17 protein-coding genes are annotated in these 16,012 nt (G+C 63.0%); all 17 read right to left on the reverse strand.

The annotated features are described in order from the left end of the window. Nucleotide 1: 1 nt before the first annotated feature. The 17 genes from GNP00_RS08125 to GNP00_RS08205 all read right to left on the reverse strand — a co-directional run bounded on the left by GNP00_RS08125 (nt 2) and on the right by GNP00_RS08205 (nt 16,008). Nucleotides 2-1,135, reverse strand: coding sequence for a TraB/TrbI/VirB10 family type IV secretion system protein (locus GNP00_RS08125; protein ID WP_166015842.1), 1,134 nt, complete (start codon nt 1,133-1,135; stop codon nt 2-4). After that, a complete protein-coding gene (trbG, locus tag GNP00_RS08130) occupies nt 1,132-2,145 on the reverse strand; it encodes a P-type conjugative transfer protein TrbG (protein ID WP_166015844.1) in 1,014 nt (337 codons plus the stop codon). Before trbG ends, GNP00_RS08125 begins: the two co-directional genes overlap by 4 nt. Then, nucleotides 2,142-2,831, reverse strand: coding sequence for a conjugal transfer protein TrbF (gene trbF, locus GNP00_RS08135; RefSeq protein WP_166015846.1), 690 nt, complete (start codon nt 2,829-2,831; stop codon nt 2,142-2,144). Before trbF ends, trbG begins: the two co-directional genes overlap by 4 nt. Then, a complete protein-coding gene (trbL, locus tag GNP00_RS08140; protein WP_166015848.1) occupies nt 2,828-4,195 on the reverse strand; it encodes a P-type conjugative transfer protein TrbL in 1,368 nt (455 codons plus the stop codon). The genes trbF and trbL overlap by 4 nt, the downstream gene beginning before the upstream one ends. A 3-nt stretch (nt 4,196-4,198) precedes the next feature. Continuing rightward, a complete protein-coding gene (trbK-alt, locus tag GNP00_RS08145; protein ID WP_166015850.1) occupies nt 4,199-4,486 on the reverse strand; it encodes a putative entry exclusion protein TrbK-alt in 288 nt (95 codons plus the stop codon). Between the two features lie 20 nt (nt 4,487-4,506). Further along, nucleotides 4,507-5,289 (reverse strand): P-type conjugative transfer protein TrbJ, encoded by a 783-nt coding sequence (gene trbJ, locus GNP00_RS08150; RefSeq protein WP_166015852.1) that lies wholly within the window; start codon nt 5,287-5,289, stop codon nt 4,507-4,509. Nucleotides 5,290-5,291: 2 nt separating this feature from the next. Beyond that, nucleotides 5,292-7,742 carry a conjugal transfer protein TrbE gene (trbE, locus tag GNP00_RS08155; protein ID WP_166015854.1) on the reverse strand — a complete coding sequence of 817 codons (2,451 nt, stop codon included), beginning with the start codon at nt 7,740-7,742 and terminating at the stop codon, nt 5,292-5,294. A gap of 10 nt (nt 7,743-7,752) precedes the next feature. Further along, complete coding sequence (locus tag GNP00_RS08160) at nt 7,753-8,034, reverse strand: VirB3 family type IV secretion system protein (RefSeq protein ID WP_140903596.1); 282 nt, start codon at nt 8,032-8,034, stop codon at nt 7,753-7,755. Continuing rightward, a complete protein-coding gene (locus GNP00_RS08165; RefSeq protein WP_166015856.1) occupies nt 8,034-8,366 on the reverse strand; it encodes a TrbC/VirB2 family type IV secretion system protein in 333 nt (110 codons plus the stop codon). The genes GNP00_RS08160 and GNP00_RS08165 overlap by 1 nt, the downstream gene beginning before the upstream one ends. Then, on the reverse strand, nt 8,363-9,355 hold the full coding sequence (gene trbB, locus GNP00_RS08170) for a P-type conjugative transfer ATPase TrbB (protein ID WP_166015858.1): 993 nt from the start codon (nt 9,353-9,355) through the stop codon (nt 8,363-8,365). The genes GNP00_RS08165 and trbB overlap by 4 nt, the downstream gene beginning before the upstream one ends. A 146-nt stretch (nt 9,356-9,501) precedes the next feature. Further along, nucleotides 9,502-9,963, reverse strand: coding sequence for a ribbon-helix-helix domain-containing protein (locus GNP00_RS08175; protein ID WP_166015860.1), 462 nt, complete (start codon nt 9,961-9,963; stop codon nt 9,502-9,504). A 14-nt stretch (nt 9,964-9,977) separates the two neighbouring features. Continuing rightward, nucleotides 9,978-11,966, reverse strand: coding sequence for a conjugal transfer protein TraG (locus GNP00_RS08180; RefSeq protein WP_166015861.1), 1,989 nt, complete (start codon nt 11,964-11,966; stop codon nt 9,978-9,980). A gap of 154 nt (nt 11,967-12,120) precedes the next feature. Then, the gene (locus tag GNP00_RS08185; RefSeq protein ID WP_092958005.1) at nt 12,121-13,089 is read right to left on the reverse strand and encodes a LysR family transcriptional regulator; all 969 of its coding nucleotides are present in this window, start codon (nt 13,087-13,089) and stop codon (nt 12,121-12,123) included. Between the two features lie 299 nt (nt 13,090-13,388). After that, the gene (locus GNP00_RS08190; RefSeq protein WP_166015864.1) at nt 13,389-13,685 is read right to left on the reverse strand and encodes a DUF3817 domain-containing protein; all 297 of its coding nucleotides are present in this window, start codon (nt 13,683-13,685) and stop codon (nt 13,389-13,391) included. Nucleotides 13,686-13,740: 55 nt separating this feature from the next. Continuing rightward, entirely contained in the window at nt 13,741-14,652 is a 912-nt protein-coding gene (locus GNP00_RS08195) for a cation efflux transmembrane domain-containing protein (RefSeq protein WP_166015865.1), read from the reverse strand. A gap of 43 nt (nt 14,653-14,695) precedes the next feature. Further along, on the reverse strand, nt 14,696-14,914 hold the full coding sequence (locus tag GNP00_RS08200) for a hypothetical protein (RefSeq protein ID WP_166015867.1): 219 nt from the start codon (nt 14,912-14,914) through the stop codon (nt 14,696-14,698). A 29-nt stretch (nt 14,915-14,943) separates the two neighbouring features. Then, entirely contained in the window at nt 14,944-16,008 is a 1,065-nt protein-coding gene (locus tag GNP00_RS08205) for a hypothetical protein (protein WP_166015869.1), read from the reverse strand. Nucleotides 16,009-16,012 lie beyond the last annotated feature (4 nt).

The raw sequence follows: 16,012 nt of genomic DNA on the forward strand, positions 1-16,012 counted from the left end.
GTCAGTTCCTATAGGGTTCGAGTACCAGGTCGCGGGTGACGATGACCCTGACGGGATAGCCCGGTCGGACGGTCAAGGTCGGCGCGACCTGCAACTGACGCTGGACGATTTGCTGCCCGGCCTGATTGATGGTGTCCTGTGCGCCGTCGCGGATGGCGCGGATCAGACGGTCTTCGTCGTCGGTCGCCAGTTCCGTGCCAATGCCGAGCAGCGTGGACAGCCCGGCTGCTTTCATCAGATCCCACCAGTGGTAATCGACGCCATCCTCCAGACCGGCATAGCCGGAAGCGTCCGCGCCGGGCTGGCGCTCCAGCACGATCGAGCGGCCATTGGGCAGGATCAGGCGGTTCCAGACCAGCAGCACACGGCGCTGGCCGAACTGCACACCGGCGTCATACTGGCCGATGATGCGCGTTCCCTGCGGAATCAGGAGCAGCGCGCCGGTCGGGCTATCATAGACATTTTCCGTGACCTGCGCGGTGATCTGGCCAGGCAGATCCGAACGGATGCCGGTAATCATTGCAGCCGGGATCACGGCCCCTGCCTGAAGGATATAGGGCGATGCTGGCGCCATGATCCGATCGATGGCAACGGTCTGGCGATCCACCGGACCATTGAGAAATGCCGTGTGCCGGTCTTGCGTGGCGGGCTGACCGCCAAGGTCAAGCCCCGCTAGGCCCGGCATATTAGAGCCTGGTATCGTCGCCGTCCTTTGGCCTGACTGGAAGAACACGGTGCTAAGACGTGCAGCTTCCTCTTCGGCAAGACGACGTTCCTCGGCGGGGTCTCGGGCTGGTGCTGCCATAACCGGCGGCGTAACGGGCTGCCCCCTGTTCTGGGCGTCGAGGATCGGGCCGCCGAGGTCGCCCGGCAAAGCTGGTCCCAGGACGGGGCCGGTATAATCGCGCGGCAGACCAGCCAGCCCGTCGGCTGTGGGGCGGTTCTCGGTGGAATAGAGTTCCTCGCCATTTCCACCCATGTCGCGGGTCTGGAGCGCATAGATCAGTGCGCCGCCAATGCCGAGGAGCGCGACAGCTCCAACGCCAGCCAGCATCTTGCGTGACAGGCGGGTGACGCGCGGCGGCTCGGCGCGCAGGCGCATAGGAGGCGCGTTGGTGGTGGTCTCGTCGCTCATGACGGATTCTCCCCGGTTTTTGCGGGCTGGGCTGCCTGCCTTTGTTCAACGCGGACGATCCTGACGGTTTGCTGGCGATCACCGCTGCCAAGGCGCAGTTCGGCAGCACCGAACAGGCGATCCACGATCAGGATGTTCTGGTGAATGCGGCTGTTGACGATCTGCGTTTCGCCCTCGGAGCCTATGACAAAGATCGGCGGCATCTCGCCCTGCACAATGCCGCGCGGGAAGACGACATAGACACGGCGGCCGTCGTCGAAGACGGAGATGGGGCGCCACGGTGGCGTGTCTCCAGTCAGTCCGTAGCGATAGTTGCGGGCCGTCTCGACAGGGATGATGGGGGCTGCCGGAACGGTCACGCGCTGACCGGCAGGTAGCGCGGGATAGGCCCAGGCCACAGCGGGCATATAGAGCGCCGCGCGGGCGCGAAGCTCAATGAGATAGACGCGGCGATCCGTGCTGATGACAAGATTGGTGGAAATATCCTCACGGGTCGGTTTGACGAGGATATGGACGCGGCGGCTTGTACCCGATCCACTTTCTGTATCGCCAATGATCCATCGGGCGGTGTCGCCTGCTGCAATCGGTCCCGCGCCGGTCAGGCTTTCGCCGGGTTCAAGCGCGATTGTCGTGATCTGCCCCGGTGCGGCATAGACCTGAAACAGCGCCCCTTCCGACCAAGGGTAGATCTGGATGGCGTTGTAGTAGCCCTCACGCCGTGGTTCGACACGGGCGGCGGCATTGGCGTTCTCGACGCGGCCAGTCGGTGTCGCTGCAACGGTCCCGCCGCGCGCCACAGTCCATGCCGGCGGCGTGTGCAAAGGCCGGGGGCGGTCATCGGTAACGGCTGCCGGCACCACGGGCAACGCGGGTACATCGGCATCATAGCTGAACTGCGGGGTGCGGTTGGTGGCGCAACCGGCCAGCATGGTCGCTGACAGCAACAAAGCCGCCAAAGCGGGTTTACGGAAAACCGGCAAGCCGGAATTACGGACCATTATGCGAGTCATTGGCTCATCTCCCGCGACCATGAAATTGCATTGACGTAGATGCCGAGCGGATTGGCGCGCAGGCGTTCAGCATCGCGCGGCGTCTGGATCACGATGGTCAGGATCGCGGTCCAGCGTTCGGTGGTGGAGAGCTGGCCATTTTCGTAATGGCGCTCCGTCCAGGCCACACGGAAGCTGTCATTCGAGGCGCGGATCACCGACGACACCTCGACCGCAATCTGTTGCCTGCCGACCTTGGTGAAGGGGTCATTGGCACGGGCATAATCATTGAGGGTTGCCGCACCCCGATCCGTGGTGAACTCATAGGCGCGCAGCCAGTTCTGCCGGACGATGATGGCGTCGGACGGGATCGAGCGCGTCTGCTCGATGAAGCGGCCGAGATGGAAGGCAATCTGCGGATCGGTCGGACGGTATTCAGCCACGGCGGGCGCAATGGCCTGCGACTGGCCGAGATTATCGACCTGCACCACCCAGGGAACGACAGTCCCGCGCGCCGATTGCCAGACAAGGGCCGAGGCGAAACCGGCAGAGAGGATAAGTGAGCCGAAGGCCATGATGCGCCAGTTCTTTGCCTGCACGCGAGCCGAACCGATGCGCTCGTCCCAGGCCTGGGCAGCTTTCTGATAGGGCGTCTCGGGTTCGGGCGATTTGCCGTAATGGGCCGATGGACGTTTGAAGATGTTCATGAGCGGTCACTTTCAGAAAGATTGATGGAAGAGCCGCCGCCATGGCTGTCGCCGGAGCGCACAGCATGGGCGGCCATCGACGTACCGTGGCTGAGTGTCTGTTTGCGCTGCATCTGCTTTGCCCATGCCGGAGAGCCGCCAGCCTGCGCGGCGGGTGACGGGCCAGCGCTCGCGGCCTCGCTGGCGCCTCCGACTGTTCCGGCCGTGGAGGAGCCGCCGGTGACGCCGAAGCCGGCACGCGCTCCATCGGAAAAGCTGGACTTGATGCTTTCGGAGGCTTTGGAAGCGGCGCGCTTCAGGGGCGATGCGGCGGCAGAGCCTGCGGCTCGGGCAACACCGCCCAGACCGGAGGCGACACCGGCAGCGCCGGACTGGCCAAGCGAACCGACACTGTAGGCGGCGCTCGCCGCACCTGCGGCGGCGGCACCACCTCGCACGGCAGCCGCTCCACCAGAGAGCGCTGCGGCTCCTCCCTTCGCGGCCATGCCTGCGGCAGCACCGCCGGCAAGCATCATGCCGCCTACGGCAAGGCCGGTGCCAACGGCAGCACCGGCGCCAAGCTGCGGGCCGCCGGAAACCAGACCGGAAGCGATGCCGGGACCGAATATGCCGAGGCCGAGAAGGGAAAGGGCCGCCAGCACAATCGCCATGGCATCGTCGATGGTCGGCGTCACGCCGCCGAAGCCTGCCGTGAACTGTGAAAACAAGGTCGATCCGATGCCAATGATGACGGCCAGGACCAGGACCTTGATGCCGGAGGACACGACATTGCCGAGAACGCGCTCGGCCATGAAGGCGGTCTTGCCGAAGAGGCCAAAGGGAATCAGCACAAAACCGGCCAGCGTGGTCAGCTTGAACTCAATCAGCGTGACGAAGAGCTGCACGGCCAGAATGAAGAAGGCGAGCAGCACCAGCACCCAGGCGAACATCAGGCAGGCGATCTGGATGAAGTTCTCGAAGAAAGACCAGTATCCCATCATGTCGGAGATGGATTCGAGCAGCGGGCGACCGGCATCGAGGCCGGTCTGCGCCACCTTGCCGGGCCGCAGCAGATCGGCGGCGGAAAAGCTGGTGCCTGACCCTTTCAGGCCCAGACCGGCGAAGCTGTCGAAGATGATCTGCGCGAGATTGTTCCAGTTGCCGATCAGATAGGCAAAGACGCCGACGAAGAGCGTCTTCTTGACCAGCCGGGCGATGATGTCGTCGTCCGCGCCCCAACTCCAGAACAGCGCCGCCAGCGTCACGTCGATGACGATCAGCGTCGTGGCGATGAAGGCGACTTCCCCACCGAGCAGACCAAAGCCACTGTCGATATAGGAAGTGAATACGCCCAGAAAATTGTCGATGACGCCGGTGCCACCCATGGTTCATTCTCCCCCGTTCTGATGCGGGGCGGCGGGCACCGGCGCCCGGCCGAGGAACCGGTCACGGTTCTCGGCCCAGGTGGCGAGGCAGCCGGGATCACTCACGGCAGCCTCGCCTAACTGCTGGCAACGGCGCAGGCTCTGGCGCAGCGGATCGGCAGAGGGCTGAAGCGATGGAGCCGATCGGTTCTGCGCCGGTTCATCCTCGCGGGTCATTTCGATCACCGTGGCGGTGATAGCGATGGCCACGAATATGATCGCGCCCAGTCGTGCCAGCATCTTGCCGTCCATGTCGCGCCCCTCCTGTTCGGTCAGTTGTTGCCGTTGCCGAACATCCGGGCATTGCCAGGCTGGTAACCCGATCCCGGCGTCAGGAAGCGCTCACGCTGGACGCGGCCCTGTTCGGCGGCGGTGGCGCGCTCGGCCTCGATCAGCGCCTCGGACCGGCCATTGGCTGACATCAGTGCGATGAGATCGGAAAGCTGCTGCGACTGGAGGGCGAGAAGCTGATTGCCCGCCTGCGTTGCCTGCAAGGCGCCGGTGGCATTCTGGCTCTGGCCGACCAAGGCGGACATCTCGGCGCGATTGGTGTCGATATTGCCGACCACGCCGGCCTGCACACGCATGGCGTCCTGCAAACCGCCAACTGTGTTCTGCCAGCGCGAACGGGCATCTTCGACAAGCTGGGTGTCGGTGGCCGACAGCGAGACATTGCCGTATTTTTGGCTGAACATCTGATCGACGTTCTGAACGTCGAAGGCGATGTTCTGCGCCTGGGCCAGGAGCTGCTGTGTGCGCTGCACATTCTGCTGCAAGGTCTGGAGCGATGAATATGGCAGGCTGGTGAGATTACGCGCCTGATTGATGAGCATCTGCGCTTCGTTCTGAAGCGACGTGATCTGGTGGTTGATCTGCTCCAGCGTACGCGCGGCCGTGAGCAGGTTCTGCGCATAGTTGGTCGGGTCATAGACGATGCGGCCGAAGCCGAATTGCGCATGGGCCGGGCTGGTCAGCATGGGCGAGAGCGCAAGCGGCGCGGCAAGCATGGTTGCCGCCATGAGCATGGCCCGCGAATGGGAAAAACGGATCGTCATGGTCAGGACTCCTTCTCGGTCTGGGGGATGAGATTGGTGAGATCGGGGATCAGCGCCGCCGCCCATTCGACGCCGCGCTCGCGCAGCCAGGCGGCGAGGAAGCCCTCCTGCCCATGCTCGGCGACTAGATCGGCGATACGGGTTTGATCGGTTTTGGATGATGCAGCGCAGAGCGCGAGACCGACTTCGGACAGGCCCAGCTCGAACAGGCGATTGCCGCGGCGTGACTGGCAGTAATAATCCCGCTTGGGTGTCGCCCGTGCGAGGATCTCGATCTGCCGGTCATTGAGGCCGAACCGCCGATAAATCGCGGTGATCTGCGGCTCGATGGCCCGTTCGTTCGGCAGGAGCAGCCGTGTCGGGCAGCTTTCGATGATGGCAGGCGCGATGTTGCTGTCGTCGATGTCCGACAGGCTCTGCGTGGCGAAGATGACGGAAGCGTTCTTCTTCCTGAGTGTCTTCAGCCATTCGCGGAGCTGGTTGGCGAAGCCTTCATCGTCCAGCGCCAACCAGCCTTCGTCGATTATGAGCAGCGTCGGCCGACCATCGAGCCGGTCGCCGATCCGGTGAAACAGATAGGCGAGCACGGCCGGAGCGGCGCCGGTTCCGACCAGCCCCTCGATCTCGAACGCCTGCACATCGGCGTGGCCGAGGTGTTCGGTCTCGGCATCGAGCAGCCGGCCATAAGCGCCGCCGATGCAATAGGGTCGGAGCGCCTGTTTCAAATCATTGGATTGCAGCAGCACCGCAAGGCCGGTGATGGTGCGCTCGCTGACGGGTGCGGATGCCAGCGAGGTCAGCGCCGTCCAGATATGTTCCTTCACCTCCGGCGTGATGGTCATGCCTTCACGCATCAGGATCGCAGCGATCCAGTCAGCGGCCCATGACCGCTCATAAGCGTCATCAATTCGCGCGAGCGGTTGCAGGGAGACGGAAACCTCCGATCCCTCAGTCAACCCGCCGCCGAGGTCATGCCAGTCGCCACCCATGGCAAGCGCGGATGCCCGGATCGATCCCCCGAAATCGAAAGCGAAGATCTGGCTGCGTTCATAGCGGCGAAACTGCAAGGCCATGAGCGCCAGCAACACGGACTTGCCCGCGCCGGTCGGGCCGACGACAAGGGTGTGGCCGACATCGCCGACGTGAAGGGAAAACCGGAACGGGGTCGAGCCTTCGGTCTTGCCGAAGAACAGCGGGGGCGCGCTGAAATGCTCATCCCGTTCCGGCCCCGCCCACACGGCCGATAGCGGGATCATGTGGGCAAGGTTGAGCGTCGAGATGGGCGGCTGGCGGACATTGGCGTAGGCATGTCCGGGTATCGAGCCGAGCCAGGCATCGACGGCGTTGACGGTCTCGGGCATCGCGGTGAAGTCGCGGCCCTGAATGATCTTTTCGGCGAGGCGGAGCTTTTCGTCAGCAATGCGCGGATCGGCATCCCAGACGGTGATGGTGGCTGTGACATAGGCCATGCCCGCCATGTCCGCCCCCAACTCTTGCAAGGCCATATCGGCATCGAGCGCCTTGTTCGCCGCGTCCGTGTCCACAAGAACGGACGCCTCATTGGTAATGACTTCCTTGAGGATCGCGGCGATGGATTTGCGTTTGGCGAACCATTGGCGGCGGATTTTGGTCAGCAGCCGGGTCGCATCGGTCTTGTCCATGAGGATGGCGCGGGTGCTCCAGCGATAGGGAAACGGCAGCCGGTTCATCTCGTCGAGCAGGCCCGGCGTCGTCGCGGTCGGGAAACCGATGATCGTCAGGACGCGCAGATGCGCGTCACCAAGGCGCGGCTCCAGCCCGCCGGTCAAAGGCTGATCGGCTAACAGCGCATCAAGGTGCATCGGCACTTCGGGCACGCGGACGCGATGACGGGTGGTCGAGATGGTGGAATGCAGATAGGTCAGCGTGCTAGTATCATCCAGCCAGCGGCATTCCGGCATAAAGCCGTCGAGTAGCGCCAACACGCGGTCCGTGCGGTCGATGAAGCCGCGCAGCAGCTCATGCGGATTGACGCCGGATTGTTCGCGACCTTCATAGAGCCAGGTTTCAGCGCGTGCGGCATCTTCGGCGGGCGGTAGCCAGAGGAAGGTGAGGAAGTAGCCCGACACGAAATGCGTACCCGCTTCCTCGAAGCCAGCCTTGCGCTCGGCATCGACCAGTGCGGAAGCCGCATCTGGAAACCTGCTGTCGGGATAGGTTGCGGCCTCGGAACGCTGCGCCTCGACGAAGATCGACCAGCCGGAGCCAAGACGGCGCACGGCGTTGTTGATGCGACCGGCGACCGCGACCAGTTCGGCTGCAACGGCAGAATCCAAGTCGGGACCGCGAAATTTCGCCGTCCTCTGGAAGCTGCCGTCCTTGTTCAGCACGACGCCGGAACCGACAAGCGCTGCCCAAGGCAGGAAATCCGCGAGACGGCTGGCGGTGCGGCGATATTCGGTGAGGTTCATCATGCTCGTACCCTCAAACCGACAGATGACCGGGGATGCGCAGATGGCGGCGTCCGACCTCAACGAAGAGCGGATCGCGTTTGGCTGCCCATACCGCGAGGAAGTGTCCGATCGCCCAGATGGCGATGCCAACCAGCCAGAGACGGAGGCCGAGGCCGACGGCCCCGGCCAGCGTGCCGTTGACGATGGCGATGGAGCGCGGTGCTCCGCCGAGCAGGATATGCTCGGTCAGCGCCCGATGGACCGGGATCGAAAACCCCGGCACCGCGTCGAGCTGTTCGAGGCCGCCCGCCATCAGATGAGCGCCCCGCCGCCGAACGAGAAAAACGACAGGAAGAACGAACTTGCAGCGAAGGCGATGCTAAGGCCGAAGACGATCTGGATCAGGCGGCGGAAACCGCCCGAAGTATCGCCGAACGCGAGCGCGAGGCCGGTGGCGATAATCACGATCACCGCGATGATCTTGGCGACCGGCCCCTCGATCGACTGAAGGATGGATTGCAGGGGCGCTTCCCAGGGCATCGACGAGCCGGATGCGTGTGCGGCCGGCGCCAGCATAAGGCTGATGGAAACAGCCGTTGCCGATGTCGCCATGACACGGCAGGCGCGGGAAAGTGTGGGGATCATGATGGGTCTCCTTTTGAGGTGGTTGCCAAAGTGATGGGATGCGTGATGCGGTAGTCGCCGTCCGATCCCAGCCCCTCGACGCGGGCGAGTTCGACCAGCCGGCGCGACGATCCGCGCCCGGCAAGGACAGCAACGAGGTCGATGGTCTCGGCGATCAGCGCACGCGGGACTGTGATGACGGCTTCCTGGATGAGCTGTTCGAGGCGGCGCAGCGCACCGATGCCGGAACCGGCATGGATGGTGCCGATCCCGCCGGGATGTCCCGTCCCCCAGGCTTTGAGCAGGTCAAGGGCTTCGGACCCGCGCACCTCCCCGACCGGAATGCGATCAGGGCGAAGGCGCAGCGAGGAGCGCACCAGATCGGAGAGCGTGGCAACACCATCCTTGGTCCGCATGGCCACGAGATTCGGGGCGGCGCATTGCAGTTCGCGCGTGTCTTCGATGATGACCACGCGATCCGAGGTCTTCGCCACCTCGGCCAGCAAAGCGTTGGTCAGTGTGGTTTTGCCGGTGGAGGTGCCGCCTGCGACGAGGATGTTGGCGCGCGTGGCGACGTTCAGGCGCAGCACCTCGGCCTGAAGACTGGTCATGATCCCGGCGGTCACATAGTCATCGAGCGTGAACACCGCGACAGCAGGCTTGCGGATAGCGAAAGCGGGGGCCGCGACAACGGGCGGCAGAAGCCCCTCGAACCGTTCGCCGGTTTCGGGAAGCTCTGCCGAGACGCGAGGTGCGCGGGCGTGAACCTCCGCGCCGACATGATGGGCGACGAGGCGCACGATCCGCTCGCCATCGGCGGCAGACAGCTTCTCCCCCGTATCGGCCAACCCTTCGGACAGCCGGTCGACCCAGATACGGCCATCCGGGTTCAGCATCACCTCGACCACACCGGGATCTTCCAGAAACCGGGCGATGGACGCCCCAAGCGCGGTGCGCAGCATCCGCGCGCCACGGGCAATCGTTTCCGGCTTCTGATGTGATGCAGTCATAGCGGCCCCGTTCATGACGGGGAGCGCAAAAGACGGACCCCGGATCGGGGTCGATTAAAAGAACCTGATTTTAGGCTGATTCAACAGATGTTTACGCGCGTGCGGCCATCGGCGGGGCATGGCAGTGAATAGGACGGGTTGCAATCCTAGATCCCATCGCCGTCACCTTCGGTTTTACCGCCCAATGGGGTGTCGTGTAGCGCAGCGATGTCGTGCGATATTTCTTTGAGGAACCTGTCACCGGTAGCGAGACGCTTACCAAGGGACTGCATGAAGCCCTCAAAGCGCTCGTTTCCCTTGATGCGCGCAGATTGTTTTGCAGTGTCGGGCAGCGGCGGCGTGAGGGTCAGCCAGAATTGTACAAATAGCGAAAGGGTTTCGCCCAGCACGGCGACATCTTCGTCAAGCATGTCGAACTGGCGACCGAGTTTGTCGAGGCGGCGAGACATGGCGGCTTCCAGCCGCTCAGTCGTATCGCCTGACATGAAGGATGCCACGGCAGCCTCGATCACTGCGGATTTCGAGACATTGCGGCGCAAGGCCAGCGCTTCGATCTGTTTCAGCAGAGCGGGATCGAAATAGACATTCATGCGGGTGCGCGTCGTCATGCCTGTCTCCGTTCTCAAAGCTCGATGCCGTCATTTGGGTCAAGCGACGCCTGCCGCGCGACCATGCGCATCCGTTGGCGCATGGCACGGGCCTTGGCGGCATCGACATCTGGCTCATCATCAAGAAAATCGAACTCCTGCGATGGTGGCGGAGGTGGCGGGATGATTTCCTCATGCTCCGGCAGTTCCGGTTCACGACGGATACCGGCATTGGCCGGATCGTCATCGGATGTATCTGAGGCGGGTCCATTGCCGCTCGCAGCCGCGACAATGCGGCTCGTCCAGTCATCTGGCGCCGATGTGGTGATTTTCACCGGCTGCTTGCGCAGATCGGGCGGTGACATCACCCTCTCCTGAAACCGCGCATCAGCATAGTAGCGTGCCTTGGCCGCACGGATCGGCGGCACCCCCGCCACCATGACGATCTCGTCGGTGGGCGGAAGCTGCATGATTTCGCCGGGCGTCAGCAATGGCCGCGCCGTTTCCTGCCGCGACACCATGAGATGCCCCAGCCATGGCGCGAGGCGATGGCCGGCATAGTTGGTGGAATCGCGCATTTCCGTAGCCGTGCCGAGCGCATCACTGATCCGTTTGGCGGTGCGTTCATCGTTGGCCGCAAAGGCCACGCGCACATGGCAATTATCGAGAATGGCGTTGTTTTGCCCATAGGCGCGCTCGATCTGGTTGAGCGATTGTGCGATCAGGAACGCTTTCAGGCCGTAGCCGGCCATAAAGGCCAACGCCGATTCAAAGAAATCCAGCCGCCCCAGTGCCGGAAACTCATCGAGCATCAACAGGAGGCGATGCCGCTTGCCGGAGGTTTCCAGTTCCTCGGTAAGCCGCCGCCCGACCTGATTGAGGATGAGGCGGATCAGCGGCTTGGTGCGGTTGATGTCCGAGGGTGGCACGACGAGATAGAGGCTGACCGGTTCCTTCTCACCGACCAGATCGGCGATGCGCCAGTCGCAGCGTTGAGTCACGCGGGCCACAACCGGGTCTCGGTAAAGACCGAGAAACGACATAGCAGTGGACAGCACCCCAGACCGTTCGTTCTCTGATTTGTTCAAAAGCTCCCGCGCAGACGAGGCAATGACGGGATGCACACCGGCTTCGCCCAGATGCGGCGTGTCCATCATCGCGCGTAAGGTCGCCTCGACGGGACGGCGAGGATCGGACAGGAAATTGGCGACGCCCGCCAGTGTCTTTTCCTTCTCGGCATAGAGAACATGCAGGATCGCGCCGACGAGCAGGCTGTGGCTGGTCTTTTCCCAATGGTTGCGTTTGTCGAGGCTGCCCTCGGGATCAACGAGAATGTCCGCGATGTTCTGAACATCACGGACTTCCCATTCTCCCTGCCGCACTTCCAGAAGCGGATTGTAAGCTGCCGAATGCACATTGGTTGGATCGAACAGAAGGGCTCGGCCATGACGGGACCGGAAGCCTGCGGTCAGATTCCAGTTCTCGCCCTTGATGTCATGGACAATACAGCTTCCCGGCCAGGTCAACAGCGTCGGCACAACGAGGCCCACGCCTTTGCCGGATCGGGTTGGCGCAAAGCACAGCACATGCTCAGGGCCGTCATGACGAAGATAATCCTTGCTGTGCCGCCCCAAAACGACGCCATCGGGGCCGAGCAATCCGGCGGCATGGATTTCCTTATCCTCGGCCCATTGCGCCGAACCGTAGGTGGCGACATTGCGGGCTTCCCGTGCCCGGATGATCGACATGAGGAAGGCGGCGGCTATGGCAAGAACTGCCCCGGACGTGGCGATGAACGCGCCTTCGGTAAAGATGCCCGGCGCATAGGCGTCATAGGAAAACCACCACCAGAAGAAGGCCGGTGGATAATAGAACGGCCATCCGGCAACTTCGAACCAGGGATTGCCGAGCTGGGGCTGGAAGCCGAGCCGGAAAGCCACCCATTGCGTTGCAGCCCAGACCATCACCACGACGATGGTGAACACGACAATGATCTGGCCCCAGAGTATTCGGCCTCCACGCATACAGGCTCCAATCGGCAAGAGAGACGGAGCCGATCAGAGAATGGTCGTTTTCGCGTGGTGCAATAGCAAAGGTGTGGCCGTCGGCCTGCAGAATACAATCGGCGGCAAATCGGATGGGTGACGGCGGCACTATTCCGGCACCGTTAACAGTGGGCTATCGCGAATCAGATTTCGGGCGTAAGCGGCCCATTTCCGTTGCTAGGGTGAGCAGGCTCAAAAGTGTAGGGTTTCGGTTTCGGGGCGACCAAACGGCCGAAAACGGGATAGTTTCGGGCTCATCGCGGATCGGCAGGAAAGCAACATTCGCCATGCTGGATGTCGCACCGTCCGCGACGAAGAGCGAAATACCGTGTCCGGCAGCGACCATGGAGAGCAGCGCGCTGCGACCGACATCGAAGCGGAGTATTGTCGGCACCGGCCACTTCCCGGCTGCGCGCGTCACGATCAGATCATGGACCTGCGGGCCGGTGCCACCATAACGGACAAGGAAGATTTCCGCCGAAAGCTGTCGCCATTCGACATCGGCTTGTGTCGCTAAGTGATGACCGACTGGCAGCGCCGCCATGAGGTAGTCTCGCCAGACTACACGGGAATGCAGGTCGGGGATTTCGTGAGTGCAGGCCATAAAGGCGGTATCGAGCCGGCCTTCGCGGATCATGAGTTGCGCGTCTCGCGCCGTTCCTTCGGTGATGCGCAGGCGGACGCACGGATGCTCGCTGCGGAACCGCCCTAGCAGCTGGTCTAGGAAACAGCCTTGCGTCAGGGCATGGAGTCCGATGTGAAGCTCGCCTTCCTCGCCACGTGCCGGCATCCCGGCGGTCTTGATTGCCCGGTCCAAGATGCCCATGGCGTCATCGACCTGATCGACGAAGCGGCGTCCGGCTTCGGTCAGGCGGACGCCGCGCGTGTTGCGGTCGAAGAGGATGACGCCGAGTTCAGCCTCCAGCGCCTTGATCCGCGCGCTCACACTCGATTGACTGGTCCCGAGCGCCTGCGCCGCACGATGGAAGCTGAGATATTCCGCGACAGCGAGGGCTTGGACGAGGGCTACCATCGGTATGCGTACGCTGGAAAGCGTCAGCGGGGCATCCGGTGGCCGATATCGTTGCTGACGCCTCCGCATTCCTACCTCTTTACTGTTTCAAACTGCCTCGCTGCGGGTGGCGCGAGACTGAAAATGCCCGCTATAGCCAGAACGAGACCGATCCAGAGAGGAGAGATAAACCCATATCCGGCTTGAATCCCGAGACCTCCTGCCCAAACGCCGAATGCGCGACCGATATTGATGACCGAGACATGGACGGCGTTGACCAGCGGTCCGGCTGGAACTGCTCGCATCACCCGCGCGACCAGCCCCGGACCGATGGCTGGCGCAGCGGCATCAGTGCCGGTAGTATGATGGGCGGGAAACCCCATCAGCGATCACGCATGTGCCGAGAGCGCTTTGCGCTTCAGCATGGGGTCATTGAGGAAGGTACCGAACGGGATCAGCGATGCGAGGAAAGTTCGCGTCCACTCCCACGCGGTGAAGCCCTTTCCCCACATGCCCGGCACGAGGAAGAGCATATAGGCAAGGAAAGCATGGCCATGACCCCAGCCGGCAAGCGGCATGATCGCTTCGTTCCCGGCGAGATATTTGAGCGGCATTGCGATTAGGAACAAGATGAGCGTGGTGATACCTTCGATGACGGCAATGCTGCGGAATAGTTGAAGTCGCATGTTTGTCTCGAAATCCTGTTCTTGAATTGGGTCGTTGGGGCCATTGCCGTCTCCCTCAGGTTAGCGGCTCTGTCGGCAGATAGGTGAAGATGAGAACCGCCCGGACCGCCTGCCGCTCATGCGCGAACTGCCCGGCCAGCTTCTCCCGGTAATCGTCCGCCGCGTGGGCATCCAGATCGACATCGGGTCTGAGTTGCGCCTGCGCCATGATCTCCCAGGTTCGGCCGATCCGGACCGTGCGGATGTCCAGGGCAGTCAGCGGCAGATCGGCAAGAACGGCGCGAACCTTGCCCTCCAGCGGCTCGACCTCGGCCGCCGGCGGCGAAACATAGATGAGTTCCGACAGGGCGCCCTTGCCGAGCGAATACGGAATGCCGACCGTCAGAACGACCAGCGCCAGCGTCAGCACCGGGTCGACGTAGCGGGCCGCGGCCTGATAGCCATTCGCGTGAAGCCCATAGGCGACCAGGAACGCCAGCAACGCGCCGAGGGCGGTCAAGGCGTCGATCATGCGCGCGGCCAGGTCGCCCTGGACCAATGGGCTGTCGACGTGGCGATAACGGATCCAGACATAGGCCGCCATGCCGATGGTGATCGAGGCCGAGAGAAACGCGAACAGGACCGCGCCGCCGAACTCGATGTCCGTGCCGCCGGCAAAGAGGTTCGAGGCCGCATACCAGACCGACAACATGGAGACGCCGGCGATCAGCAGGCTCTTGATCAGGTTGACCAGGGGTTCGAGCGGCGCATAGCCGAACGGGAACCGCCGGCTCGCGCCCTGATGCACGAGCCGTCCGACGCTATAGGTAAAAACCCCGGTAACGAGATAGATCAGCCCGAAGAATCCATCGAGCAGGATCGCCTGTGAGCCGGTCAGCGGCGCTGCGATCAACGCCAGCGCCGACACGATTACGCCTGTGATGATCGGGAGCCGAAGCACCTTCAGTTCAAGTTCACTATCCGTCATTCCTACCCCGTTATTGTTGGCGTCCTCGTCCGTTGAGGGCTGTTCATCGTTTCCTGCTGCGCCACCAGATGACCGCGCCGATCGCAATCATCAGGCAGCCGAAGGCGACAAGGACCGGATAGAAGCCGTCGAAGCCACTGGTTCGCCATTTGAACAGTTGGGCGAAAGCCAGCAGAACCAAGCCACAGCCAGCCCAATTCAAGGCCAGCGGTATGCCTTCCTGCTTGCGCTGCTTCTCGTCCGGTCGCTTGCTTCGTTCCATCTTCCTTGTCCTTGAGGCCTCGCCTCGTCCTATTCAGAGATTGCCGCATCTGACGGCCCACCTTCGCGCGCATAGGCCCCGAGAGGCCGGAACCGGAACACCGGCGCGGGAAGCGCTGACACAGTGGTGAAGCCCGGTGCGGCGTTGATGACATCGGGGATGCGGTTCACCACGGTCGCGCTGGTGGTGACGATATCGTGCCGGTCCTGCATGAAGACGCTCAGGCCCGGGCTACCCTCGATGTCCCATGTCGCGTGATTTGAATCGCCGTCTTCGCGCAGCTTGCTGATGAAACGGGCCGAAAGCGTCACGCCTTCCACGGTGTTGAGGCGCAGGCAGGTATCGAGACCCGAAAGATGCCCCGCACTGACCTCGATCCCGGCTTCTTCCGACCGGAAGGCCTTGCGCGCGATGACAGGCTCCACAGTCGTGACGGCGTCGATGACGGTCAGACCGAACCTGTCGGCCATGTCGTGCAGAGGCCCGATGAAGACCCCGGCGAAGGGCGATGCGAAGCCCCGATCGAGTTCTTCCGGCGCTTTGCCGATGCACAGGCCCTCGGCGATCCAGTCGCCATAACTGTCCACGAGCGCGACGCTTCGGCCATGAATGCCTGTGATGCTCTCGGCCGCACCGGACAGCAGCACCGGCATATTGTCCCAGAACACATCCTGGACGCCGGTCCCCAATATCGTTTTGCCCCGCGCCACGGCGAGGTCGTGCAAGGCGCGCGCCTCGCTCGACGCCTGGTCGACCCACGGAAAGTAGGCATCCCCGGCGATGGTGATGACGTCGGTATCGTTCTCAAGGCACAGCTTCACCGTCGGGTAGATGTCCCTGATGCCGTTCTGGGTGGAGACGATCGCGATATCCGCCGCCCCGCCAGCAAACGCCGCTTCAGCGTCGGGTATGACGCTCACACCGATATCGGGCCAGCCAAGCACGGCGCCGACGTCCAGACCGTGGAACTGGAAGGCATCGACCGCCGCGACGATCCGGACCTCCCGGTCCAGAAGGATTTCGACGATCTTGCGTCCGGTGACGCCCAGCCCGAAGACGACTGCCGTAAGCGGTTTGTGGGTGCGGTCGGTCATTGCA

Source organism: Chelativorans multitrophicus, assembly GCF_011317445.1.
Classification (GTDB): domain Bacteria; phylum Pseudomonadota; class Alphaproteobacteria; order Rhizobiales; family Rhizobiaceae; genus Chelativorans; species Chelativorans multitrophicus.

What these genes read in the sequence shown, in the direction of transcription:
- GNP00_RS08205 (WP_166015869.1), bottom strand. Translation starts at nt 16,008, where the DNA reads ATGACCGACCGCACCCACAAACCGCTTACGGCAGTCGTCTTCGGGCTG.
- GNP00_RS08160 (WP_140903596.1), bottom strand. Translation starts at nt 8,034, where the DNA reads ATGGCGGGCGGCCTCGAACAGCTCGACGCGGTGCCGGGGTTTTCGATC.
- trbK-alt (WP_166015850.1), bottom strand. Translation starts at nt 4,486, where the DNA reads ATGGACGGCAAGATGCTGGCACGACTGGGCGCGATCATATTCGTGGCC.
- trbG (WP_166015844.1), bottom strand. Translation starts at nt 2,145, where the DNA reads ATGACTCGCATAATGGTCCGTAATTCCGGCTTGCCGGTTTTCCGTAAA.
- trbJ (WP_166015852.1), bottom strand. Translation starts at nt 5,289, where the DNA reads ATGACGATCCGTTTTTCCCATTCGCGGGCCATGCTCATGGCGGCAACC.
- GNP00_RS08125 (WP_166015842.1), bottom strand. Translation starts at nt 1,135, where the DNA reads ATGAGCGACGAGACCACCACCAACGCGCCTCCTATGCGCCTGCGCGCC.
- GNP00_RS08195 (WP_166015865.1), bottom strand. Translation starts at nt 14,652, where the DNA reads ATGACGGATAGTGAACTTGAACTGAAGGTGCTTCGGCTCCCGATCATC.
- GNP00_RS08200 (WP_166015867.1), bottom strand. Translation starts at nt 14,914, where the DNA reads ATGGAACGAAGCAAGCGACCGGACGAGAAGCAGCGCAAGCAGGAAGGC.
- trbL (WP_166015848.1), bottom strand. Translation starts at nt 4,195, where the DNA reads ATGGGTGGCACCGGCGTCATCGACAATTTTCTGGGCGTATTCACTTCC.
- GNP00_RS08190 (WP_166015864.1), bottom strand. Translation starts at nt 13,685, where the DNA reads ATGCGACTTCAACTATTCCGCAGCATTGCCGTCATCGAAGGTATCACC.
- GNP00_RS08180 (WP_166015861.1), bottom strand. Translation starts at nt 11,966, where the DNA reads ATGCGTGGAGGCCGAATACTCTGGGGCCAGATCATTGTCGTGTTCACC.
- trbF (WP_166015846.1), bottom strand. Translation starts at nt 2,831, where the DNA reads ATGAACATCTTCAAACGTCCATCGGCCCATTACGGCAAATCGCCCGAA.
- trbB (WP_166015858.1), bottom strand. Translation starts at nt 9,355, where the DNA reads ATGACTGCATCACATCAGAAGCCGGAAACGATTGCCCGTGGCGCGCGG.
- GNP00_RS08175 (WP_166015860.1), bottom strand. Translation starts at nt 9,963, where the DNA reads ATGACGACGCGCACCCGCATGAATGTCTATTTCGATCCCGCTCTGCTG.
- GNP00_RS08185 (WP_092958005.1), bottom strand. Translation starts at nt 13,089, where the DNA reads ATGCGGAGGCGTCAGCAACGATATCGGCCACCGGATGCCCCGCTGACG.
- GNP00_RS08165 (WP_166015856.1), bottom strand. Translation starts at nt 8,366, where the DNA reads ATGATCCCCACACTTTCCCGCGCCTGCCGTGTCATGGCGACATCGGCA.
- trbE (WP_166015854.1), bottom strand. Translation starts at nt 7,742, where the DNA reads ATGATGAACCTCACCGAATATCGCCGCACCGCCAGCCGTCTCGCGGAT.